This window comes from Pseudomonas vranovensis, from assembly GCF_040438935.1.
Lineage (GTDB): Bacteria > Pseudomonadota > Gammaproteobacteria > Pseudomonadales > Pseudomonadaceae > Aquipseudomonas > Aquipseudomonas vranovensis.
Genome location: NZ_CP159259.1, coordinates 1,104,463 through 1,126,486 on the forward strand (window position 1 = coordinate 1,104,463; position 22,024 = coordinate 1,126,486).

Here is a 22,024-nt window from a genome sequence, read left to right on the forward strand (position 1 = left end):
GCGCGGTGCTGTGCGATGTTCGGGTCAAGGCCACTGGCAGTATTGCGCAAGCTTCCTCGTTCATCTGTCAGCAACACAAATTGATGACAGGCACACTATTCATGCCTCGTGTGAGGCGCGGCATTCTATCACGCTGGTGTGCTGGCGCCAGCGGCTGCACTCAGACAACGCCGGGGACAGTGAAGTTCGTTCTTAGACGATTGTCGACAATGTTCATTTTGTCTTTGACTCTTGCTGTCGATTTGGCTAGTTTTGGCCTCATTGATTTACGAGGTGTCGACAATATGCTGGACACAGCCCAAGCCCCCGGCGCAGTAGCAGAGGATTCGGAAACCCTCTCTGAAAACGTCTTCCGGCGTATCCAGGCCGCCATCGTCAAGGGCGAGATCGCCCCGGGCAGCAAGATCTCCGAGCCTGAGCTGGCGCGCACCTACGGCATCAGCCGTGGGCCGCTGCGCGAAGCCATCCACCGTCTTGAAGGCCAGCGCCTGCTGGTGCGCATCCCGCATGTCGGGGCGCGGGTGGTGTCGCTCAACCATGCCGAACTGATCGAGCTCTACGAAATTCGTGAGTCCCTTGAAGGCATGGCCTGTCGCCTGGCTGCCGAGCGTATGAGCGTAGCCGAGATCGATGAGCTGCGACGGGTGCTCGATACCCATGAGCGTGACGCCACCTTCCAGGCAGGCCTTGGCTACTACCAGCAGGAAGGCGACTACGACTTTCATTACCGGATCATCCAGGGCAGCGGTAACCGCACCCTGGTGCAGATGCTCTGTGGCGAGCTGTATCAGTTGGTGCGCATGTACCGCATCCAGTTTTCCGCCACCCCCAATCGGCCGCGCCAGGCGTTTGCCGAACACCACCGGATTCTCGATGCCATCGCCGACCGTGACGGTGAACTGGCCGAGCTCTTGATGCGCCGGCATATCGGCGCATCCAAACGCAACATCGAGCGTCACTACCTGGACGCTTCCAGCCCACGAGGTGAGTCATGAGTCAGAAAAGCAGTCCCGGCCAGCGTTTTCGCGATGCCGTCGCCGCCGAACACCCGTTGCAAGTGGTCGGTGCGATCAATGCCAACCACGCGCTGCTGGCCAAGCGTGCCGGTTTCAAGGCCATCTACCTGTCGGGTGGCGGTGTAGCTGCCGGCTCCCTGGGCCTGCCTGACCTGGGCATCACCGGCCTGGATGACGTGCTCACCGACGTGCGCCGCATCACCGATGTCTGCGACCTGCCGCTGCTGGTGGATGTCGACACCGGCTTTGGCTCCTCGGCGTTCAACGTGGCCCGTACCGTCAAGTCGATGATCAAGTTCGGCGCAGCGGCGATCCACATCGAAGACCAGGTTGGCGCCAAGCGCTGCGGCCACCGTCCCAATAAAGAGATCGTGTCCCAGCAGGAGATGGTCGACCGCATCAAGGCTGCGGTCGATGCGCGTACCGATGACAGCTTCGTGATCATGGCGCGTACCGATGCCCTGGCCGTCGAAGGCCTGGAAGCGGCCCTGGATCGCGCTGCGGCGTGCATCGAGGCCGGTGCCGACATGGTCTTCCCGGAAGCGATCACCGAACTTGCCATGTACAAGACCTTCGCCGACCGCGTGAAGGCGCCGATCCTGGCCAACATTACCGAATTCGGTGCCACGCCGCTGTACACCACCCAGGAGCTGGCCTCGGTCGATGTCTCGCTGGTGCTGTACCCGCTGTCGGCGTTCCGCGCCATGAACAAGGCTGCCGAGAACGTCTATACCGCGCTGCGCCGCGACGGCACGCAGAAAAACGTCATCGACACCATGCAGACTCGCATGGAGCTGTACGACGCCATCAACTACCACGCGTTCGAGCAAAGCCTCGACGCGCTGTTCGCCCAGAAGAAGGGTTGAACGTCTCGAACCTGTAGGAGCGGGCTTGCCCCGCGATTAGCCAGATATCCAATAACAAATTCAAGAGTGGAGAAAAACAATGGCCGAAGCAAAAGTACTCAGTGGTGCCGGCCTGCGTGGTCAAGTGGCCGGGCAAACCGCACTGTCGACCGTAGGCCAGGCCGGAGCCGGTCTGACCTACCGTGGCTACGACGTTCGTGAACTGGCCGAGCATGCCGAGTTTGAAGAAGTCGCCTACCTGCTGCTCTACGGTGAACTGCCCGGCGCGGCCCAGCTGGCCGAGTACAAGGGCAAGCTCAAGACCCTGCGCGACCTGCCGCAAGCGCTGAAAGAAGTGCTCGAACGCATTCCGGTCACCGCCCACCCGATGGACGTGATGCGTACCGGTTGCTCGGTGCTCGGCACCCTGGAGCCAGAGCTGAGCTTCGACCTCCAGCACGAGAAGACCGACCGCCTGCTGGCACTGTTCCCGGCGATCATGTGCTACTGGTACCGCTTCAGCCACCATGGTGTGCGCATCGACTGCACCAGCGACGAAGACACCATCGGCGGCCACTTCCTGCACCTGTTGCACGGCAAGAAGCCGAGCGAGCTGCACGTCAAGGTGATGAACGTATCGCTGATCCTCTACGCAGAGCATGAGTTCAACGCCTCGACCTTCACCGCCCGCGTGTGTGCCTCGACCCTGTCGGACCTGTACTCGTGCATCACCGCCGCCATCGGTTCGCTGCGCGGTCCGCTGCACGGCGGCGCCAACGAAGCGGCCATGGAAATGATCGAGCTGTTCAAGACCCCGCAGGAAGCCATCAACGGCACCCTGGGCATGCTTGAGCGCAAAGACAAGATCATGGGCTTTGGCCACGCCATCTACAAAGAGTCCGACCCGCGTAACGAAGTCATCAAGGGCTGGTCGAAAAAGCTCGCTGACGAGGTGGGCGACACCGTGCTGTACCCGGTGTCCGAAGCCATCGACAAGACCATGTGGGAGCAGAAGAAGCTGTTCCCCAACGCCGACTTCTACCATGCCTCGGCGTACCACTTCATGGGCATCCCGACCAAGCTGTTCACCCCGATCTTCGTCTGCTCGCGCCTGACCGGCTGGGCGGCGCATGTGTTCGAGCAGCGTGCCAACAACCGCATCATTCGCCCGAGCGCCGAGTACACCGGCGTTGAGCAGCGCAAGTTCGTGCCAATCGAACAACGCTGAGCAAACGGCTGACGCTCCCTCCTGCGGGTAGGAGCGGGCTTGCCCCGCGAAGCGATGTCATCGATAGATCGCTATCGCAGGGCAAGCCTGCACCCACAACAGCAAGGAGGGGGTGGCCGGATTGCCTCCCGACCCTACCGTGATTGAGTCCCTGTGCCATGAATACTGAATTTCGCAAGAACCTGCCGGGCACTGGCCTGGATTATTTCGACGCCCGTGCGGCCGTCGATGCCATCAAGCCCGGCGCCTATGACCGTCTCCCCTATACCTCGCGCGTACTGGCTGAAAACCTGGTGCGCCGTTGTGCCCCGACCAGCCTCAACGACTCGCTGAGCCAACTGATCGAGCGCAAGCGCGACCTGGACTTCCCCTGGTTCCCGGCCCGTGTGGTCTGCCACGACATTCTTGGCCAGACCGCCCTGGTGGACCTGGCCGGCCTGCGCGACGCCATCGCCGACAAGGGCGGTGACCCGGCCCAGGTCAACCCGGTGGTACCGGTGCAGTTGATCGTCGACCACTCCCTGGCCGTGGAATGCGGTGGTTTCGACCCGCAGGCGTTCGAGAAGAACCGCGCCATTGAGGACCGTCGCAATGAAGACCGCTTCCACTTCATCAACTGGACCAAGAAGGCGTTCAAGAACGTCGACGTGATCCAGCCTGGCAACGGCATCATGCACCAGATCAACCTGGAGAAGATGTCTCCGGTAATCCACGCCGAACGTGGCGTTGCTTATCCCGATACCTGCGTAGGCACCGACAGCCATACCCCGCATGTCGATGCGCTGGGCGTGATCGCCATTGGTGTGGGCGGCCTGGAAGCCGAGAACGTCATGCTCGGTCGGGCGTCCTGGATGCGCCTGCCTGAAATCGTCGGCGTCGAGCTGTCGGGCAAGCCGCAGCCGGGCATCACCGCAACCGACGTGGTACTGGCCCTGACCGAGTTCCTGCGCAAGGAAAAGGTCGTGGGTGCCTACCTCGAGTTCTACGGCGAAGGCGCCCGCGCCCTGACCCTGGGTGACCGCGCCACGATCTCCAACATGGCTCCGGAATACGGTGCCACCGCTGCGATGTTCTCCATCGACCAGCAGACCATCGACTACCTCAAGCTCACCGGCCGTGAAGACGATCAGGTCAAGCTGGTGGAAACCTACGCCAAGATCGCCGGCCTGTGGTCCGACAGCCTGGCCGATGCCGAGTACGAGCGCGTGCTGCGCTTCGACCTGTCCAGCGTTGTGCGCAACATGGCCGGCCCGTCCAACCCGCACGCCCGCGTCGCCACCAGCGACCTGGCCAGCAAAGGCATCGCCGGTCAGTGGGAAGACGTGCCGGGGCAGATGCCCGATGGCGCCGTGATCATCGCCGCCATCACCAGCTGCACCAACACCAGCAACCCGCGCAACGTGATCGCGGCAGGCCTGTTGGCGCGCAATGCCAACAAGTTGGGTCTGGCCCGCAAGCCCTGGGTGAAATCGTCGCTGGCACCAGGCTCCAAGACCGTTGCCCTGTACCTCAAAGAAGCAGGCCTGGACGATGAGCTGGAGCAGCTCGGTTTCGGCATCGTGGCCTTTGCCTGCACCACTTGCAACGGCATGTCCGGTGCGCTGGACCCTGTCATCCAGCAAGAAATCATCGACCGCGACCTGTACGCCACCGCCGTACTCTCGGGCAACCGCAACTTCGACGGCCGTATCCATCCGTATGCCAAGCAGGCGTTCCTGGCTTCTCCGCCCCTGGTCGTGGCCTATGCCATTGCCGGCACCATCCGCTTCGACATCGAGAAGGATGTGCTGGGCGTGGTCGGCGGCAAGGAAATCCGCCTCAAGGATATCTGGCCGAGCGACGAAGAGATCGACGCGGTGGTCAAGGCAGCGGTCAAGCCGGAGCAGTTCCGCCAGGTCTACATCCCGATGTTCACCATCGAGGAAGACACCGGTCCCAAGGTGCCGCCGTTGTACGACTGGCGCGAGATGAGCACCTACATCCGCCGTCCGCCGTACTGGGAGGGCGCACTGGCCGGTGAGCGTACGCTCAAGGGCATGCGTCCGTTGGCCGTGCTGCCGGACAACATCACCACCGATCACCTGTCGCCGTCCAACGCCATCATGCTCGACAGCGCTGCCGGCGAGTACCTGGCGAAAATGGGCCTGCCGGAAGAGGACTTCAACTCCTACGCCACCCACCGTGGTGACCACCTGACTGCCCAGCGCGCCACCTTCGCCAACCCGAAACTGTTCAACGAAATGGTTCGCGAAGACGGCAAGGTCAAGCAGGGGTCGTTGGCGCGGATCGAGCCGGAAGGCAAGGTCACGCGCATGTGGGAAGCCATTGAGACCTACATGCACCGCAAGCAGCCGCTGATCATTGTTGCCGGTGCCGACTACGGTCAGGGCTCGTCCCGCGACTGGGCAGCCAAGGGCGTGCGTCTGGCGGGTGTCGAGGCCATCGTCGCCGAAGGCTTCGAGCGCATCCACCGTACCAACCTGGTGGGTATGGGCGTGTTGCCGCTGGAGTTCAAGGCGGGCGTCAACCGCAAGACCCTGGACATCGACGGTACCGAAACCTACGACGTGGTCGGTGAACGCACCCCGCGGGCGACCCTGACCCTGGTGATCACCCGTCGTAGCGGCGAGCGTCTTGAAGTGCCGGTCACCTGCCGCCTGGATACCGCCGAAGAAGTGTCGATCTATGAAGCCGGCGGCGTGCTGCAGCGCTTTGCCCAGGACTTCCTCGAATCGGCGACCGTTTAAGGCAGGGCATTGTCGAGAGGCAAGCCCGCTCCCTGTAGGCGCGGGCATGCCCCGCGATTCCACAGCGCACTCAGGACCCCAGACATGGCTCACGTACCCCAAGTAAAAATCCCCGCCACCTACATCCGTGGCGGCACCAGCAAAGGCGTGTTCTTCCGCCTGCAAGACCTGCCCGAGCGCGCCCAGGTTCCTGGCGTCGCCCGTGACGCGCTGCTGTTGCGCGTGATCGGCAGCCCCGATCCCTACGGCAAGCAGATCGACGGCATGGGCGGTGCTACTTCCAGCACCAGCAAGACCGTGATCCTCTCGCGCAGCAGCAAGCCCGAACATGACGTCGACTACCTGTTCGGCCAGGTGTCGATCGACAAGGCCTTTGTCGACTGGAGCGGCAACTGCGGCAATCTCTCGGCGGCGGTCGGCTCCTTCGCCATCAGCGCCGGTCTGGTCGACGGCAGTCGCGTGCCGCAGAACGGCACCGCCACCGTGCGTATCTGGCAGGCCAACATCGGCAAGACCATCATCGCCCACGTTCCGATCACCAACGGTGAAGTGCAGGAGACCGGTGATTTCGAGCTGGACGGCGTGACCTTCCCGGCCGCTGAAGTGCAACTGGAGTTCATGGACCCGGCCGCCGACGAAGACGGCGAGGGCGGTTCGATGTTCCCCACCGGCAACCTGATCGACGACCTGGAAGTGCCCGGTGTCGGCACCCTCAAGGCGACCCTGATCAACGCCGGCATCCCGACCATCTTCATCCAGGCCGAAGCCATCGGCTACACCGGCACGGAACTGCAGGACGCGATCAACAGCGACCCGCAGGCACTGGCCCGTTTTGAAGCCATCCGTGCCCACGGTGCCGTGCGCATGGGCCTGATCACCCACGTAGACGAAGCTGTCAAGCGCCAGCACACCCCCAAAGTTGCGTTCGTCTCGCCGCCTGTAGCCTATCAGTCGTCCAGCGGCAAAACCGTGGCCGCCAGTGACGTTGATCTATTGGTACGGGCGCTGTCGATGGGCAAGTTGCACCACGCCATGATGGGCACCGCTGCTGTTGCCATCGGTACCGCTGCCGCCGTGCCGGGCACCCTGGTGAACCTGGCGGCCGGCGGAGGCGAGCGCAGCGCCGTACGTTTCGGGCACCCGTCGGGCACCTTGCGTGTTGGCGCCGAGGCTCGCCAGGTGAACGGTGAATGGACTGTAACCAAAGCAATCATGAGCCGCAGTGCTCGCATACTGATGGAGGGCTGGGTGCGTGTACCCGGTGATGCCTTCTAACCGTTAGCGGCGCCTGGCTCCCTGTTTACCCAACAGAGAGATGTGAAATGAGTGCCAACGTTGATCTGAACAACCGTCCCGACTACGACCGGGTGCTGCAGGACATCGCTGACTATGTCCTCACCTACACCGTCGAATCCGGGGAGGCGCTGGACACGGCGCGCAACTGCCTGATGGATACCCTGGGCTGCGGCCTGCTGGCGCTGCGCTTCCCCGAATGCACCAAGCATCTGGGGCCGCTGGTGGAGGGCACGGTAGTGCCCCATGGCGCACGCGTGCCGGGCACCAGTTACCGGTTGGACCCGGTCAAGGCGGCCTGGGACATTGGCAGCATCGTGCGTTGGCTCGATTACAACGACACCTGGCTGGCCGCCGAATGGGGGCACCCGTCGGACAACCTCGGCGGCATTCTCGCGGTGGCCGACCACCTTTCACAAAAGCGCGTGGCCAATGGCGAAGCGCCCTTGAGCATGCGTGTGGTGCTCGAAGCCATGGTCATGGCCCACGAGATCCAGGGCGTGATTGCCCTGGAGAACGCCTTCAACCGCGTCGGCCTCGACCACGTGCTGCTGGTCAAGGTGGCTTCCACGGCGGTGTGCGCCAAGCTCATGGGCGCCAATCGCGAACAGCTCCTGTCGGCGCTTTCCCATGCGTTCGTGGATGGCCAGGCCTTGCGTACCTACCGTCATGCGCCCAATGCCGGCTCGCGCAAGTCCTGGGCGGCGGGAGATGCCTCCAGTCGTGGCGTGCGCCTGGCCGATATCGCCTTGCGTGGCGAGATGGGGGTGCCCGGTGTGCTCACTGCGCCGCAGTGGGGTTTCTACGATGTGCTGTTCAGCCATACCAACAAGGACCTGGCGCTCAAGCCCGAAGGCAAGCGCTCGTTCAGTTTCTCCCAGCCGTTTGCCAGCTACGTGATGGAAAACGTGCTGTTCAAGATCAGCTTCCCCGCCGAGTTCCATGCCCAGACTGCCTGTGAAGCAGCGGTGGCATTGCATCCACAGGTGCGTAACCGCTTGCATGAGATAGAGCGGATCGTCATCACCACCCACGAGTCGGCGATCCGCATCATCTCCAAGGTCGGCAAGCTGGCCAACGCGGCTGACCGCGACCACTGCATTCAGTACATGACCGCCGTGCCGTTGATTTTTGGCCACCTGGTGGCCGAGCAGTACGAGGATGAATTCCATGCCGCCCACCCGATCATCGATCGGTTGCGCGAAAAAATGGAGATCGTCGAGAACCCGCGATTTACCCGTGAATACCTGGAGGCCGACAAACGCTCGATTGCCAATGCGCTGCAGGTGTTCTTCAGCGATGGATCGAGTACCGAGCAGGTGGTGGTGGAGTACCCGATTGGCCACCGCCGGCGTCGCGCCGAGGGGGTTCCGTTGCTCGAAGAAAAGTTCAAGGCCAACCTTGCCACACGCTTTGCCGGGCAGCGGGTGGGTGAGATCTTTGCATTGTGCAAGGACCAGGCGGCGCTTGAAGCGACAGCGGTACACCGGTTCGTCGACTTGTTCGTAATCTGATCTGTAGGCGCGGCGGTGCGACCCCGCGATAGCGGTGAGCCAGTCGCATAGTAGCGCGGGGCAAGCCCGCTCCTGCAGGTTGAGCTGAAGCCAATAAAAAACCCCGCCGATTGGCGGGGTTTTTTTACGCTAAGTCAGCTTACGCTTGAACGACCGGGATGTTGGCGTTCGCAGCAGCTTCACGGAACTCGGCGATCTGGTCGAAGCTCAGGTAGCGGTAGACGTCGGCAGCCATGCTGTCGATGTTCTTCGCGTATTCCATGTACTCTTCGACGGTCGGCAGTTTGCCCAGGATTGAGGCAACGGCAGCCAGTTCGGCAGAGGCCAGGTACACGTTGGCACCATCACCCAGACGGTTCGGGAAATTACGGGTCGAAGTCGACACTACGGTCGAGTTCGCCGCTACACGTGCCTGGTTACCCATGCACAGCGAGCAGCCCGGCATTTCCATGCGCGCGCCAGCTTTGCCGTAGATGCCGTAGTAGCCTTCTTCGGTGAGCTGGTGTGCGTCCATCTTGGTTGGAGGCGACAGCCACAGGCGAGTTGGAATCGAGCCCTTGACCTTCTCCAGCAGCTTGCCGGCAGCACGGAAGTGACCGATGTTGGTCATGCACGAGCCAATGAACACTTCGTCGATCTTCTCGCCTTGAACGGTGGACAGCAGGCGGGCGTCGTCCGGGTCGTTCGGGGCGCAGAGCACAGGCTCGTTGATGTCGGCCAGGTCGATCTCGATGATCTCGGCGTATTCGGCGTCCTTGTCGGCTTCCAGCAGAACCGGATTGGCCAGCCAGGCTTCCATCGCTTGGGCACGACGCTCCATGGTGCGGGCATCGCCGTAACCTTCGCTGATCATCCAGCGCAGCAGGGTGATGTTCGACTTCAGGTACTCGGCCACTGCCTTTTCTGGCAGCTTGATGGTGCAACCGGCAGCGGAACGCTCGGCCGAGGCGTCGGACAGTTCGAACGCTTGCTCGACAGTCAGCTCGTCCAGGCCTTCGATTTCCAGGATGCGGCCGGAGAAGGCGTTGATCTTGCCCTTCTTCTCAACGGTCAGCAGGCCGTTCTTGATGCCGTAGTAAGGGATGGCGTGTACCAGGTCACGCAGGGTGATGCCTGGTTGCAGCTTGCCCTTGAAGCGAACCAGTACCGACTCCGGCATGTCCAGCGGCATGACGCCGGTGGCAGCGGCGAAGGCGACCAGGCCGGAACCGGCCGGGAACGAGATACCGATCGGGAAACGGGTGTGCGAGTCACCACCGGTACCGACGGTGTCAGGCAGCAGCATGCGGTTCAGCCAGCTGTGGATGATGCCGTCGCCTGGACGCAGGGACACGCCGCCACGGGTGCGGATGAAATCCGGCAGGGTGTGGTGGGTGTTGACGTCGATCGGCTTTGGATAGGCCGCGGTGTGGCAGAACGACTGCATGACCAGGTCAGCAGAGAAGCCCAGGCACGCCAGGTCCTTCAGTTCGTCACGGGTCATCGGGCCAGTGGTGTCCTGGGAGCCGACGGTGGTCATCTTCGGCTCGCAGTAGGTGCCTGGACGAACGCCAGTCACGCCGCAGGCCTTGCCGACCATTTTTTGCGCCAGGGTATAGCCTTTCCCGGTGTCGACAGGCTGCTCAGGCTTCTGGAACAGATCGGAAACCGGCAGGCCCAGCTCGGTGCGAGCCTTGTCGGTCAGGCCACGGCCAACGATCAGCGGGATACGGCCACCAGCGCGGACTTCGTCCAGCAGCACCGGGGTCTTCAGTTCGAAGGTGGTGATGACTTCGTCGGTACCGTGCTTGCAGACTTTGCCGGCGTGTGGGTAGACGTCGATGACGTCGCCCATGTTCAGGTTCGATACGTCGAACTCGATTGGCAGAGCGCCGGCGTCTTCCATGGTGTTGTAGAAGATCGGGGCGATTTTCGAGCCGAAGCAGAAGCCACCGGCGCGCTTGTTCGGTACGTACGGGATGTCGTCGCCGAAGAACCACAGCACCGAGTTGGTGGCGGATTTACGCGAGGAGCCGGTACCGACCACGTCACCGACGTAGGCAACCGGGAAGCCTTTGGCTTTGACTTCTTCGATCTGCTTGAGCGGGCCGATGGCGCCTTGTTGCTCAGGCACGATGCCGTCACGGGCCATTTTCAGCATGGCCAGGGCGTGCAGCGGGATGTCTGGGCGCGACCAGGCGTCCGGGGCAGGGGACAGGTCGTCGGTGTTGGTTTCGCCAGGGACCTTGAAGACGGTCAGGCTGTATTTTTCAGCGATCGCAGGCTTGCTGGTGAACCACTCGCCGGCGGCCCAGGAGTCCAGCACAGCCTTGGCGTGGGCATTGCCCGCCTTGGCTTTTTCGGCGACGTCGTGGAACGCATCGAACATCAGCAGGGTGTGCTTGAGTTGTTCGGCGGCGACGGCGGCCAGTGCTGCGTCATCCAGCAGCTCGACCAGGGTGGCGATGTTGTAGCCGCCCTGCATGGTGCCCAGCAGCTCAACGGCGCGTTGCTTGTTGATCAGCGGGGAGGTGGCTTCGCCCTTGGCGATAGCAGAGAGGAAACCAGCCTTGACGTAGGCGGCTTCGTCCACTCCTGGTGGAACGCGATTGGTGATCAGGTCGACGAGGACGGCTTCTTCGCCAGAAGGGGGGTTCTTCAGCAGCTCGACCAGGCCTGCGGTTTGTTCGGCGTTAAGCGGCTGGGGCACGATACCCTGGGCGGCACGCTCTTCGATGTGTTTGCGGTAGGCTTCAAGCACAGTTATTACCCTCATCAGTGGTCCCAAATGGGTGTCCGGGACGCTCATCCAGAAAGTCCAGCACCCGTGCGCAATACGGCTTCTTGGGCCGCGTAGCCAGGGTTGCAGGAAATCCTCACAGAAGCTGCTTTCAAAGTTTTACGCCTGTAGAACGGAGGCTGATGAGGGCTGGCGCGGGATATGCGACAGGCGAATATCCCGGGCCAACGCCGTTCTACCGGATGAACTGTGCTCGTGACGCTTTGAAAACAGCTTCCAACGGACATTTGGCGCCTTAAAAAGGCCGGGTGATTCTACGGTAAAAACTGGATAAAGGTAAGGCGCGCTGTAGGACTTTAACGAGTGACCCCCGTTAGACAAAGGGCTAACATGGCGGCCTGTTCCACCGCCAAGCTGTTGTCTTTTTCATGTCCAATCAGTCAATTAAAACGCCTTGTGTCGGCCTCTGTTCCACGGTTTACGGGGATCTGGTGTGTCGCGGCTGCAAGCGTTTTCATCATGAAGTGATCAACTGGAACGGCTACAACGACGACGAAAAGCGTGCGGTCTGGCTGCGCCTCGAGCAATTGCTGGTGCAGGTCATGGTCGCCAAACTTGAGGTCTTTGATGCCACGCGCCTGCGCCTGCAACTGGAGCAGCGCAAGATCCGCTTCGTGCCGCACCAGTCCGAATACTGCTGGGCCTACCAGCTGATCGCCCGTGGCGCGCGGGTCATACGCGACCTTGAAGCCTATGGCATGGTGTTGTTGCCGGAGTTTCGCGACTGGGAATTGCCGCAGTTGCGCGATGCCATTGATCGGGAATTTTTCCTGCTGTCGGAAGCGCATTATCAGCGCTACATCGCGCCGGGCTTTCTGAAGGATGCCTTGGGGTGAGTTCAAGAGCATCGCTGGCAAGCCAGCGCCCACAGGGTTGGTGCCTGGGGTGCTTGTGGGAGCTTGCTTGGCAGCGATGAGGTCGTGAAGGTCCGCCGGGAAGTCAGCCCTGTGCCAGCTCGGTCAGGTGTACGCGCGCCTCCTCGCTCTTGAGCACCAGTACATCACTCTCAAGCGAATCGAGTACCACCTCGGCGGTGTTGCCGATCAGTGCCCCGGAAATCCCGGTGCGCGCCACGGTACCGATCACCGTCACCACCGCCTCGTATTTCTTGGCGGTGTAGGGGATCAACACATCCGCCGGCCCTTCGGCCACATGCAGGCGATCATCCTTGATATCGAATTCGGCCTGGAAGGCGCTGCATTCCTCACGGTAGCGCTGCTCGATGGTTTCCTTCAGTTGGTACACCGGGTCGGCCGCCGACAGCATCGGTGAAGGATGGGCGCTGATGACGTGCAGATTGCCCTTGGCCAGGTTGGCGATCTCATAGCCGTGGTCGATGATGTTCTTGTGCAGCAGGCGGTGCGCTTCATCATGGTTGCCGACATCGACTGCTGCGAGGATCACGCCGCCGGTCCAGGGCCGTTCGTGCTTGACCATCAATACCGCGCAGGGGCACTGGCGCAGCAGTTTCCAGTCGGTGGGGGTGAGCAGTGCCTTTTTCAGCGGGTTGTCCGGGCGATGTTCCTTGATCACCAGGTCGCAGCCCTCGGCCTGCTGCACATCGATGATCGATTCGTGCAGGGTGTCGTGCCAGGCCTGCTCATGGGTCACGTTGTCGAAGCCATCGTCATGCAGCTGGCTGGCCAGCAGGCTGAGCAAGGCGCTGTGGTCCTGCTTTTTGTCGCACATCAGCAGATGCAGACGTGCGCCCGTGGCACCGGCGATCAGTTTGGCCCGGGTCAGCGCACGGCTATGGGCGTGTTCGGGGTCGAGTACCACCAGGATGCTGCGTACTTCTTGCATGAGCGTGAACTCCCTTCAGAAATGGCGACCAATGCCTGACTATAGTCGGCGCCAAGTGCAATGGGCGTTGATACATATCAAGCATAGTCACTGGTGATCGCCACCGCCGCCGGTATAATCGCCGGTCTTGCCGTTGCCCTGCCTGTTTGTGAGCCTATGTCCCTTATTCCCGAAATCGAAGCCTTTCTTGGATGCCGTACGCCTGATGCCTGGGTCCAGGCGGCCCTTGCCGACCAGGAAACCCTGCTGATCGACCACAAGAACTGCGAGTTCAAGGCCGCCAGTACCGCGCTGAGCCTGATGGCCAAGTACAACACCCACCTGGACCTGATCAACATGATGTCGCGTCTGGCCCGCGAGGAGCTGGTGCATCACGAGCAGGTACTGCGCCTGATGAAGCGCCGCAAGATCGGCCTGCGCCCGTTGTCGGCCGGGCGCTACGCCTCGGGGTTACGCCGGGTGGTGCGCACCCACGAGCCGGTCAAGCTGGTCGACACACTGGTCGTCGGCGCCTTTATTGAAGCGCGCAGTTGCGAGCGCTTTGCCGCGCTGGTGCCGCATCTGGATGAAGAGCTGGGCAAGTTCTATCACGGGCTGCTCAATAGCGAAGCCCGCCACTATCAGGGGTACCTGAAGCTGGCGCACCAGTACGGTGATGCGGCCGATATCGAGCGGGTGGTGGAGAAGGTCAGGGCGGTGGAAGCCGAACTGATCAGCACGCCGGATGAGGAGTTCCGGTTTCACAGCGGAATTCCTGCCTGACCCTGACCCTGACCACTGCACCGTAGCCGTAGCCTGGCGGTTACGGCTTGCCAGATAATGAGCTAGCTAATTAATGCCTTGACGTTAGCTGCTTAAGCAGTAACATTATGTTACTAACTGCTTGAGCAGGTATCTCCCGCCATGCCGCATTACACCCCCGAGAACTTCCAGTCCTGCACCCTCGGCCTGTTGCTGGGCCGTGCCGCGCTGGTCAAGGACCGCATTCTCGACAGCCACCTGCAGGCCTTCGGCGTGACCGCCGCGCAGTTCAAGGTGCTGATCATCGTCGCCCAGTACGGCGTCGACACCCCCGCCGAGCTGTGCCGTTACCTGGCCCTGGACAGCGGTTCGATGACGCGCATGCTCGACCGCCTGGAACAGAAAGACCTGCTTCTGCGCCGCCGCTGTCCGGATGATCGCCGCCAGGTGCGCCTGGCGCTGAGCGAGGAAGGGCACACGCTTGCCGACCAGCTACCGCAGATCGGCGCTGCAGCCATGAACGAGCTGCTGGGCATATTGGCGCCGGACGAGCTGGCAAGCCTTGAAGGCCTGCTGACCAAGGTCCTGCTCGCCGCCGGTGACACCCTGACGGCCCTGCGCACTGCCGCAGCCCAGCCTTCCATTTCTGAACACGCGTAAGCCTAGGTACTCGACATGGCCATTGCCAACACTCCGGAGCCTGCCGACGCCGCGCAGGACCTCAACACCTCGCGCAAGCGCAAGACCTGGCTGCTCGGCCTGTTACTGCTGATCGTCGTGGTCGGTGGCGCCGTCTGGGCCTGGCATGAACTGTACGGGCGCTGGAACGAAGAAACCGACGATGCCTACGTCAATGGCAACGTGGTGGAAATCACTCCGCTGGTGACCGGCACCGTCGTCAGTATCGGCGCCGACGATGGCGACCTGGTGCATGAGGGCCAGGTGCTGATCGAATTCGACCCCAGCGATGCCGAAATCGGCCTGCAGGCAGCCCAGGCCGAGCTGGCCCGCGCCGTGCGCCGGGTACGCGGGCTGTACAGCAACGTTGATGGCATGAAAGCCCAGGTCGCGGCGCGTCAGGCCGAGCAGACCAAGGCCCAGGAAAACTACACCCGCCGCAAGACCCTGGCCGCTGGCGGGGCGATCTCGCTGGAAGAGTTGTCCCACGCCCGTGACGACCTGGCCTCGGCCCAGAACGCGCTGATCAATGCCCGTCAGCAGCTCAACACCACCACCGCGCTGGTCGATGACACCGTGGTGTCCTCGCACCCTGAAGTGATGGCGGCTGCCGCTCAACTGCGCCAGGCGTACCTGGCGGCTGCTCGCACCACCCTGGTGGCGCCGGTGACCGGTTATGTGGCCAAGCGTACCGTGCAACTGGGCCAGCGCCTGGAGCCGGGCACCGCGACCATGGCAGTGATCCCCCTGGACCAGCTGTGGATCGACGCCAACTTCAAAGAAACCCAGTTGCGCAACATGCGCATCGGCCAGCCGGTCGATATCGTTGCCGACCTGTACGGCAGCGAGGTCAAGTACAGCGGCACCATCGACAGCCTGGGGGCCGGTACTGGCAGTGCCTTTGCCTTGCTGCCGGCGCAGAACGCCACCGGTAACTGGATCAAGATCGTCCAGCGGGTACCGGTACGCATCCATATCAATGCCGAGCAATTGGCGGCGCATCCGCTACGCATCGGTCTGTCGACCCAGGTCACGGTCGACATGCATGACCAGAGCGGCCCGGTGCTGGCCCAGTTGCCGCCGCAGAAGGCCTCGTTCACCACCAAGGTGTATGACCGCCAATTGGTCGAAGCCGACGCCATGATCACCCGCTTGATCCATGACAACAGTGCCGCGGCCAGCAAGACGGCCGCACGATGAGCAACACCGCGTCATTCACGCCGCCGAGCCTGCTGCTGACCACCATCGGCCTGTCGCTGGCGACCTTCATGCAGGTGCTCGACACCACCATCGCCAATGTGGCGCTGCCGACCATTGCCGGTAACCTGGGCGTGAGTGTGGAGCAGGGCACCTGGGTGATTACCTCGTTTGCAGTCAGCAATGCCATCGCTTTGCCGCTGACCGGCTGGCTGAGCCGGCGCTTTGGTGAGGTGAAACTGTTCATCTGGGCCACCTTGCTGTTCGTGCTGGCGTCGTTCCTGTGCGGTATTGCCCGGTCGATGCCGGAGCTGGTCGGCTTTCGCGTGTTGCAAGGTATTGTTGCGGGCCCCCTGTACCCGATGACCCAGACCCTGCTGATTGCCGTTTACCCGCCGGCCAAGCGGGGCATGGCGTTGGCCCTGTTGGCGATGGTCACGGTGGTGGCGCCGATTGCCGGCCCCATTCTGGGCGGCTGGATCACCGACAGCTACAGCTGGCCGTGGATCTTCTTCATCAACGTGCCCATCGGCCTGTTCGCCGCGGCGGTGGTGCGCCAGCAGATGCGCACGCGTCCCGTCAGCACTCGTCGCCAGCCCATGGACTACGTCGGCTTGCTGTGCTTGATCATCGGCGTTGGCGCCTTGCAGATCGTGCTGGACAAAGGCAATGACCTCGACTGGTTCGAGTCGAACTTCATCGTGATTGGCAGCCTGATTTCGGTGGTGTTCATCGCGGTATTCATCATATGGGAACTCACCGACAAGCACCCGGTGGTCAACCTGCGACTGTTCGTACACCGCAACTTTCGCATCGGCACCATTGTCCTGGTGTTCGGTTATGCAGGCTTTTTCGGCATCAACCTGATTTTGCCGCAGTGGTTGCAGACCCAGATGGGCTACACCGCCACCTGGGCCGGCCTGGCCGTGGCGCCGATCGGTTTGCTACCCGTGCTGATGTCGCCCTTTGTCGGCAAGTACGCGCACAAGTTCGACCTGCGCCTGCTGGCGGGCCTGGCCTTCCTGGCCATCGGCACCAGTTGCTTCATGCGTGCAGGTTTCACCAACGAGGTGGACTTCAAGCACATCGCCCTGGTGCAGTTGTTCATGGGTATCGGCGTGGCGCTGTTCTTCATGCCGACCCTGAGCATCCTGCTCTCGGACCTGCCGCCGCACCAGATTGCCGATGGCTCGGGCCTGGCCACCTTTCTGCGAACCCTGGGCGGCAGCTTTGCCGCCTCGCTGACCACCTGGATATGGATCCGCCGGGCCGACCAGCACCATGCCTACCTGAGCGAGAGCATCAGCACCTACGAGCCGGCCACCCGCGAGGCGCTCAACCACCTGGGCGGGGCGAACGGGCAGTCGTATGCGCAGCTTGAGCGCATGCTCAGCAGCCAGGCATACATGATGTCGACGGTGGATTACTTCACCCTGATGGGTTGGGTGTTCGCGGGGTTGATTCTGCTGGTGTGGCTGGCCAGGCCGCCGTTTGCGGCCAAGGCCGGGCCTGCTTCGGCGGGGCATTGAGACATCGCGGGGCAAGTCGCACCGCCGCTCCCGCAACCTGTAGGAGCGGCGGTGCGACGTCTCGACTTGCCCCGCGATCAGCGATCAGGGAAAAGCAAACGGCTGCAACTGAAACCCTTGCTCATCCACCTCCAGCGCCCAGCCCTGGCGATCCCAGTCGCCCAGCACGATACGCCGCGCCGGTTGGCCGTCGACCACCAGTTTGTGAATCGCCGGACGATGGGTGTGCCCATGCACCAGGGTGCGCACGCCATACTGGGCCATGATCCGCGGCACTTCCTCCGGGGTCACGTCGACGATGTCGGTGGCCTTCATCCGCGTTTGCGCCCGGCTTTCGCTGCGCAGCTTGCGCGCCAGTTTTTGCCGGGTGCCCAGCGGCAGGTGCCGCAGGATCCACAGGCTGACCGGGTTGCGCAAATAGCGGCGCATCTTCATGTACGCAAGGTCCAGGGTGCAAAGGCTGTCGCCATGCATCAGCAGCACCGGCTCACCTCCCATCTCCACCACACAGGGGTCGGCCAGCAAGGTGCAGCCTGCGGCCTTGCAGAAGGGCTCGCCAATCAGGAAATCGCGGTTGCCGTGCATCAGGAACACCTGTGTGCCGCTGTCGCTCAGGGCGCGCAGGGCAGTGCAGATGCTGGTCTGGAAGGGCGTCATGGCGTCGTCGCCGATCCAGGCCTCGAAGAAATCACCGAGGATGTACAGCGCCCGGGCGTGGCGGGCACGTCCGTCAAGCAGATCAAGAAACGCCCGGGTAATGTCCGGGCGTTCTTCTTGCAGGTGCAGATCAGAGATCAGCAGTATCACTCAATGATCTCGGCTTTCTCGATGATCACGTCGTCTTTCGGCACGTCCTGGTGGCCGGCCTTGGAACCGGTGGCAACGCCTTCGATCTTGTCGACGATGTCCTGGCCTTCGGTCACTTCACCGAATACCGCGTAGCCCCAGCCCTGCACGTTCTTGCCGCTGTGGTTGAGGAAGTCGTTGTTGGAGGCGTTGATGAAGAACTGCGCCGAGGCCGAATGTGGCTCCATGGTGCGGGCCATGGCGATGCTGTACTTGGTGTTCTTCAGGCCGTTGTCCGCTTCGTTCTGGATGCTGGCACGGGTTTTCTTCTGGCTCATGCTTGGCTCGAAGCCGCCGCCCTGGATCATGAAGCCCTTGATCACACGGTGGAACACGGTGTTGTCGTAGTGGCCTTCTTTAACGTACTGAACGAAGTTCTCGACGGTTTTAGGGGCCTTTTCGGCGTCCAGTTTCAGGATGATGTCGCCGTGGTTGGTGCTCAATTTGACTTTGGACATGCTGGGATTCGCTCTTTCAAGGCATTTGAAATAGGGTCGCGCCGCAACGCGATGTAAACCTGACGCACAGTCTACAACCCGAGATACGTGGCTCGCGGCAGTTTTTTTGCATTGCCGGTCGAATATCCCGCCAGTTTGTCGGCAGGGCGCTGTCGGCAGCTCGACCGCTTCGGCTATGATAAGCGCTTTGATTCAGTCGGCCTACCCAGGCCGTGTACCCGTATTTCAAGGATCCTATGAGCAAGCCCACTGCCGACACCGCTCCCAACGCCGCTGCCAAAGGCGCGCCCGCCGTCCCTGCGAACTTCCTGCGTCCGATCGTGCAGGCCGACCTGGACTCGGGCAAGCACAGCAGCATCGTCACCCGTTTCCCGCCAGAGCCCAACGGTTACCTGCACATCGGCCATGCCAAGTCGATCTGCGTGAACTTCGGCCTGGCCCAGGAGTTCGGCGGAGCCTGTCACCTGCGTTTCGATGACACCAACCCGGCCAAAGAAGACCAGGAGTACATCGACGCCATCCAGAGCGACGTCAAGTGGCTGGGCTTCGAGTGGACCGGCCCGGTGCGCTACGCCTCGGAATACTTCGACCAACTGCACGACTGGGCCGTGGAGCTGATCAAGGCTGGTGATGCCTACGTCTGCGACCTGACCCCCGAGCAGTCCAAGGAATACCGTGGCAACCTGACCGAACCTGGCAAGAACAGCCCGTTCCGCGAGCGTTCGGTCGAGGAAAACCTGGACCTGTTCGCGCGCATGAAAGCCGGCGAATTCAAGGACGGCGAGCGTGTGCTGCGTGCCAAGATCGACATGGCCTCGCCGAACATGAACATGCGCGATCCGATCCTCTATCGCATCCGCCATGCCCACCACCACCAGACCGGTGACACGTGGTGCATCTATCCGAACTACGACTTCACCCACGGTCAGTCGGACGCCATCGAAGGCATTACTCATTCCATCTGCACCCTCGAATTCGAAGGCCATCGTCCGCTGTACGAGTGGTTCCTGGACCACCTGCCGGTGCCGGCCAAGCCGCGCCAGTACGAGTTCAGCCGCCTGAACCTGAACTACACCATCACCAGCAAGCGCAAGCTCAAGCAGTTGGTCGACGAGCAGCACGTCCAGGGTTGGGACGATCCGCGCATGTCGACGCTGTCGGGTTTCCGTCGCCGCGGCTACACCCCGGCCTCGATCCGCAACTTCTGCGAAATGATCGGCACCAACCGGTCCGACGGCGTGGTCGACATGTCGATGCTCGAATTCAGCATCCGCGAAGACCTCGACCGCACCGCGCCTCGCGCCATGTGCGTGCTGCGTCCGCTGAAAGTGGTCATCACCAACTACCCGGAAGGCCAGGTCGAGAACCTCGAACTGCCACGCCACCCGAAAGAAGACATGGGCGTGCGCGTACTGCCGTTCGCCCGCGAGCTCTACATCGACCGCGACGACTTCATGGAAGCGCCGCCGAAGGGCTACAAGCGCCTGGAGCCGGCCGGTGAAGTGCGTCTGCGCGGCAGCTACGTGATCCGCGCCGACGAAGCGATCAAGGACGCCGAAGGCAACATCGTCGAGCTGCGCTGCTCGTACGACCCGGACACCCTGGGCAAGAACCCTGAAGGCCGCAAGGTCAAGGGTGTGATCCACTGGGTACCGGCGGCGGCCAGCGTGGAGTGCGAAGTGCGTCTGTACGACCGCCTGTTCCGCTCGGCCAACCCTGAGAAGACCGAAGATGGCGGCACCTTCCTCGACAACATCAATCCCGATTCGCTGCAGGTCCTTACCGGTTGTCGCGCGGAACCTTCCCTGGGCCAGGCCCAGCCAGAAGACCGCTTCCAGTTCGAGCGCGAAGGCTACTTCTGCGCCGACCTGAAAGACTCCCAGCCGGGTCGCCCGGTATTCAACCGGACTGTGACCCTGCGCGATTCGTGGGGCAGCTGAGGAACGCTCGTGCTTACCATCTACAACACGCTTAGCAAAACCAAGGAAGTCTTCAAGCCGCTCGAAGGCAACAAGGTGCGCATGTACGTCTGCGGCATGACCGTGTACGACTACTGCCACCTGGGTCACGGCCGCAGCATGGTCGCCTTCGACCTGGTCACCCGCTGGCTGCGTTACAGCGGCTACGACCTGACCTACGTGCGCAACATCACCGACATCGATGACAAGATCATCAACCGGGCCAACGAGAACGGCGAGTCGTTCGACGCGCTGACCGCCCGCATGATCGACGCGATGCACGAAGACGAGCGCCGCCTGAACATTCTGCCGCCGGACCAGGAGCCGCGTGCCACCGACCATATCGCCGGCATGCACGCGATGATCCAGACCCTGATCGACAAGGGCTACGCCTATGCACCCGGCAATGGCGACGTGTACTACCGCGTCGGCAAGTTCGTCGGCTACGGCAAGCTGTCGCGCAAGAAGATCGAAGACCTGCGCATCGGTGCGCGGATCGAGGTCGACGAAGCCAAGCAGGATCCGCTCGATTTCGTCCTGTGGAAGGGCGTAAAACCGGGCGAGCCGAGCTGGGAATCGCCATGGGGCCCGGGCCGTCCGGGCTGGCACATCGAGTGCTCGGTTATGTCCACCTGCTGCCTGGGCGAGAGCTTCGACATCCACGGCGGAGGCAACGACCTGGAGTTCCCGCACCACGAAAACGAAATCGCCCAGAGCGAGGCCGCCACCGGCAAGCAGTACGCCAATTCGTGGATGCACTGCGGCATGATCCGCATCAATGGCGAGAAGATGTCCAAGTCCTTGAACAACTTCTTCACCATTCGCGACGTGCTCGACAAGTATCACCCGGAGGTGGTCCGCTACCTGTTGGTGTCGAGCCACTACCGCAGCTCGATCAACTACTCCGAAGACAGCCTGCGCGAGTCCAAGGGCGCGCTGGAGCGTTTCTACCATGCCCTGCGCGGCTTGCCGCGAGTCGAGGCCAAGGGTGGCGAGACCTATGTCGACCGCTTCACCCTGGCGATGAACGACGACTTCGGCACCCCCGAGGCCTGCGCCGTGCTGTTTGACCTGGTGCGCGAGATCAACCGCCTGCGCGACAGCGAGCCCGAGGTCGCGGCTGGCCTTGCCGGTCGCCTGCGTGAGATGGGTGACTTGCTCGGTGTGCTGCAACTGGATGCTGACGACTTCCTGCGTGCCGGTGCCGAAGGCAAGGTCGATGCGGCTGAAGTCGAAGCCCTGATCCAGGTGCGCCTGCAGGCACGTGCCGACAAGAACTGGGCAGAGTCCGACCGCATTCGTGACCAGATCACCGCCATGGGCGTGGTGCTGGAAGACGGCAAGGGCGGGACTACCTGGCGCCTGGCCGACTGATCAATCGCGGGACAACCC

The 22,024-nt window shown here is 62.3% G+C and carries 17 protein-coding genes; 13 read left to right on the plus strand and 4 right to left on the minus strand.

Annotated features, from left to right (window positions below; translation table 11 throughout):
- Positions 1-284: 284 nt before the first annotated feature.
- The 6 genes from ABVN19_RS05090 (at position 285) to prpD (ending at position 8,643) form a co-directional block, all read left to right on the plus strand.
- Positions 285-995, plus strand: coding sequence for a GntR family transcriptional regulator (locus tag ABVN19_RS05090; RefSeq protein ID WP_028941444.1), 711 nt, complete (start codon positions 285-287; stop codon positions 993-995).
- Complete coding sequence (prpB, locus tag ABVN19_RS05095) at positions 992-1,882, plus strand: methylisocitrate lyase (RefSeq protein WP_028941445.1); 891 nt, start codon at positions 992-994, stop codon at positions 1,880-1,882. Before ABVN19_RS05090 ends, prpB begins: the two co-directional genes overlap by 4 nt.
- A 79-nt stretch (positions 1,883-1,961) precedes the next feature.
- The gene (gene prpC / locus ABVN19_RS05100; protein WP_028941446.1) at positions 1,962-3,089 is read left to right on the plus strand and encodes a 2-methylcitrate synthase; all 1,128 of its coding nucleotides are present in this window, start codon (positions 1,962-1,964) and stop codon (positions 3,087-3,089) included.
- Between the two features lie 158 nt (positions 3,090-3,247).
- A complete protein-coding gene (gene acnD / locus ABVN19_RS05105; protein WP_105642488.1) occupies positions 3,248-5,836 on the plus strand; it encodes a Fe/S-dependent 2-methylisocitrate dehydratase AcnD in 2,589 nt (862 codons plus the stop codon).
- Positions 5,837-5,920: 84 nt separating this feature from the next.
- On the plus strand, positions 5,921-7,111 hold the full coding sequence (gene prpF / locus ABVN19_RS05110; protein ID WP_028941448.1) for a 2-methylaconitate cis-trans isomerase PrpF: 1,191 nt from the start codon (positions 5,921-5,923) through the stop codon (positions 7,109-7,111).
- A gap of 47 nt (positions 7,112-7,158) precedes the next feature.
- Positions 7,159-8,643, plus strand: a complete 1,485-nt coding sequence (prpD, locus tag ABVN19_RS05115) for a 2-methylcitrate dehydratase (protein ID WP_028941449.1) — start codon at positions 7,159-7,161, stop codon at positions 8,641-8,643.
- 139 nt (positions 8,644-8,782) lie between these two features.
- On the opposite strand, the gene acnB is transcribed toward prpD, so the two are convergent.
- Entirely contained in the window at positions 8,783-11,383 is a 2,601-nt protein-coding gene (gene acnB / locus ABVN19_RS05120; RefSeq protein WP_028941450.1) for a bifunctional aconitate hydratase 2/2-methylisocitrate dehydratase, read from the minus strand.
- Positions 11,384-11,790: 407 nt separating this feature from the next.
- On the opposite strand from acnB, the gene ABVN19_RS05125 reads away from it, so the two are divergent.
- Positions 11,791-12,258: a DUF1289 domain-containing protein gene (locus tag ABVN19_RS05125; protein ID WP_028941451.1), complete on the plus strand. Its 468-nt coding sequence runs from the start codon at positions 11,791-11,793 to the stop codon at positions 12,256-12,258.
- A gap of 103 nt (positions 12,259-12,361) precedes the next feature.
- Here the strand turns inward: ABVN19_RS05125 and ABVN19_RS05130 are convergent, their stop codons facing one another.
- Positions 12,362-13,225 carry a universal stress protein gene (locus ABVN19_RS05130; protein ID WP_028941452.1) on the minus strand — a complete coding sequence of 288 codons (864 nt, stop codon included), beginning with the start codon at positions 13,223-13,225 and terminating at the stop codon, positions 12,362-12,364.
- Between the two features lie 156 nt (positions 13,226-13,381).
- Between ABVN19_RS05130 and miaE the strand changes: the two genes are divergently transcribed.
- The 4 genes from miaE (at position 13,382) to ABVN19_RS05150 (ending at position 17,370) form a co-directional block, all read left to right on the plus strand.
- Positions 13,382-13,987, plus strand: coding sequence for a tRNA isopentenyl-2-thiomethyl-A-37 hydroxylase MiaE (gene miaE / locus ABVN19_RS05135; protein WP_028941453.1), 606 nt, complete (start codon positions 13,382-13,384; stop codon positions 13,985-13,987).
- A gap of 141 nt (positions 13,988-14,128) precedes the next feature.
- Positions 14,129-14,626 carry a MarR family transcriptional regulator gene (locus ABVN19_RS05140; RefSeq protein ID WP_028941454.1) on the plus strand — a complete coding sequence of 166 codons (498 nt, stop codon included), beginning with the start codon at positions 14,129-14,131 and terminating at the stop codon, positions 14,624-14,626.
- Positions 14,627-14,641: 15 nt separating this feature from the next.
- The gene (locus ABVN19_RS05145; protein WP_028941455.1) at positions 14,642-15,844 is read left to right on the plus strand and encodes an HlyD family efflux transporter periplasmic adaptor subunit; all 1,203 of its coding nucleotides are present in this window, start codon (positions 14,642-14,644) and stop codon (positions 15,842-15,844) included.
- Entirely contained in the window at positions 15,841-17,370 is a 1,530-nt protein-coding gene (locus ABVN19_RS05150; RefSeq protein ID WP_105642489.1) for a DHA2 family efflux MFS transporter permease subunit, read from the plus strand. Before ABVN19_RS05145 ends, ABVN19_RS05150 begins: the two co-directional genes overlap by 4 nt.
- 84 nt (positions 17,371-17,454) lie before the next feature.
- Here ABVN19_RS05150 and ABVN19_RS05155 read toward each other — a convergent pair whose 3' ends face one another.
- Both ABVN19_RS05155 and ABVN19_RS05160 read right to left on the minus strand, forming a co-directional pair.
- On the minus strand, positions 17,455-18,177 hold the full coding sequence (locus ABVN19_RS05155; RefSeq protein ID WP_028941457.1) for a UDP-2,3-diacylglucosamine diphosphatase: 723 nt from the start codon (positions 18,175-18,177) through the stop codon (positions 17,455-17,457).
- Complete coding sequence (locus ABVN19_RS05160) at positions 18,174-18,674, minus strand: peptidylprolyl isomerase (RefSeq protein ID WP_028941458.1); 501 nt, start codon at positions 18,672-18,674, stop codon at positions 18,174-18,176. The genes ABVN19_RS05155 and ABVN19_RS05160 overlap by 4 nt, the downstream gene beginning before the upstream one ends.
- A gap of 236 nt (positions 18,675-18,910) precedes the next feature.
- On the opposite strand from ABVN19_RS05160, the gene ABVN19_RS05165 reads away from it, so the two are divergent.
- Both ABVN19_RS05165 and cysS read left to right on the plus strand, forming a co-directional pair.
- A complete protein-coding gene (locus ABVN19_RS05165; RefSeq protein ID WP_105642490.1) occupies positions 18,911-20,614 on the plus strand; it encodes a glutamine--tRNA ligase/YqeY domain fusion protein in 1,704 nt (567 codons plus the stop codon).
- Between the two features lie 9 nt (positions 20,615-20,623).
- Positions 20,624-22,006: a cysteine--tRNA ligase gene (cysS, locus tag ABVN19_RS05170; protein ID WP_105642491.1), complete on the plus strand. Its 1,383-nt coding sequence runs from the start codon at positions 20,624-20,626 to the stop codon at positions 22,004-22,006.
- Positions 22,007-22,024: the final 18 nt, after the last annotated feature.

What these genes read in the sequence shown, in the direction of transcription:
- ABVN19_RS05090 (WP_028941444.1), top strand. Translation starts at nt 285, where the DNA reads ATGCTGGACACAGCCCAAGCCCCCGGCGCAGTAGCAGAGGATTCGGAA.
- prpB (WP_028941445.1), top strand. Translation starts at nt 992, where the DNA reads ATGAGTCAGAAAAGCAGTCCCGGCCAGCGTTTTCGCGATGCCGTCGCC.
- prpC (WP_028941446.1), top strand. Translation starts at nt 1,962, where the DNA reads ATGGCCGAAGCAAAAGTACTCAGTGGTGCCGGCCTGCGTGGTCAAGTG.
- acnD (WP_105642488.1), top strand. Translation starts at nt 3,248, where the DNA reads ATGAATACTGAATTTCGCAAGAACCTGCCGGGCACTGGCCTGGATTAT.
- prpF (WP_028941448.1), top strand. Translation starts at nt 5,921, where the DNA reads ATGGCTCACGTACCCCAAGTAAAAATCCCCGCCACCTACATCCGTGGC.
- prpD (WP_028941449.1), top strand. Translation starts at nt 7,159, where the DNA reads ATGAGTGCCAACGTTGATCTGAACAACCGTCCCGACTACGACCGGGTG.
- ABVN19_RS05125 (WP_028941451.1), top strand. Translation starts at nt 11,791, where the DNA reads ATGTCCAATCAGTCAATTAAAACGCCTTGTGTCGGCCTCTGTTCCACG.
- ABVN19_RS05130 (WP_028941452.1), bottom strand. Translation starts at nt 13,225, where the DNA reads ATGCAAGAAGTACGCAGCATCCTGGTGGTACTCGACCCCGAACACGCC.
- miaE (WP_028941453.1), top strand. Translation starts at nt 13,382, where the DNA reads ATGTCCCTTATTCCCGAAATCGAAGCCTTTCTTGGATGCCGTACGCCT.
- ABVN19_RS05140 (WP_028941454.1), top strand. Translation starts at nt 14,129, where the DNA reads ATGCCGCATTACACCCCCGAGAACTTCCAGTCCTGCACCCTCGGCCTG.
- ABVN19_RS05145 (WP_028941455.1), top strand. Translation starts at nt 14,642, where the DNA reads ATGGCCATTGCCAACACTCCGGAGCCTGCCGACGCCGCGCAGGACCTC.
- ABVN19_RS05150 (WP_105642489.1), top strand. Translation starts at nt 15,841, where the DNA reads ATGAGCAACACCGCGTCATTCACGCCGCCGAGCCTGCTGCTGACCACC.
- ABVN19_RS05160 (WP_028941458.1), bottom strand. Translation starts at nt 18,674, where the DNA reads ATGTCCAAAGTCAAATTGAGCACCAACCACGGCGACATCATCCTGAAA.
- ABVN19_RS05165 (WP_105642490.1), top strand. Translation starts at nt 18,911, where the DNA reads ATGAGCAAGCCCACTGCCGACACCGCTCCCAACGCCGCTGCCAAAGGC.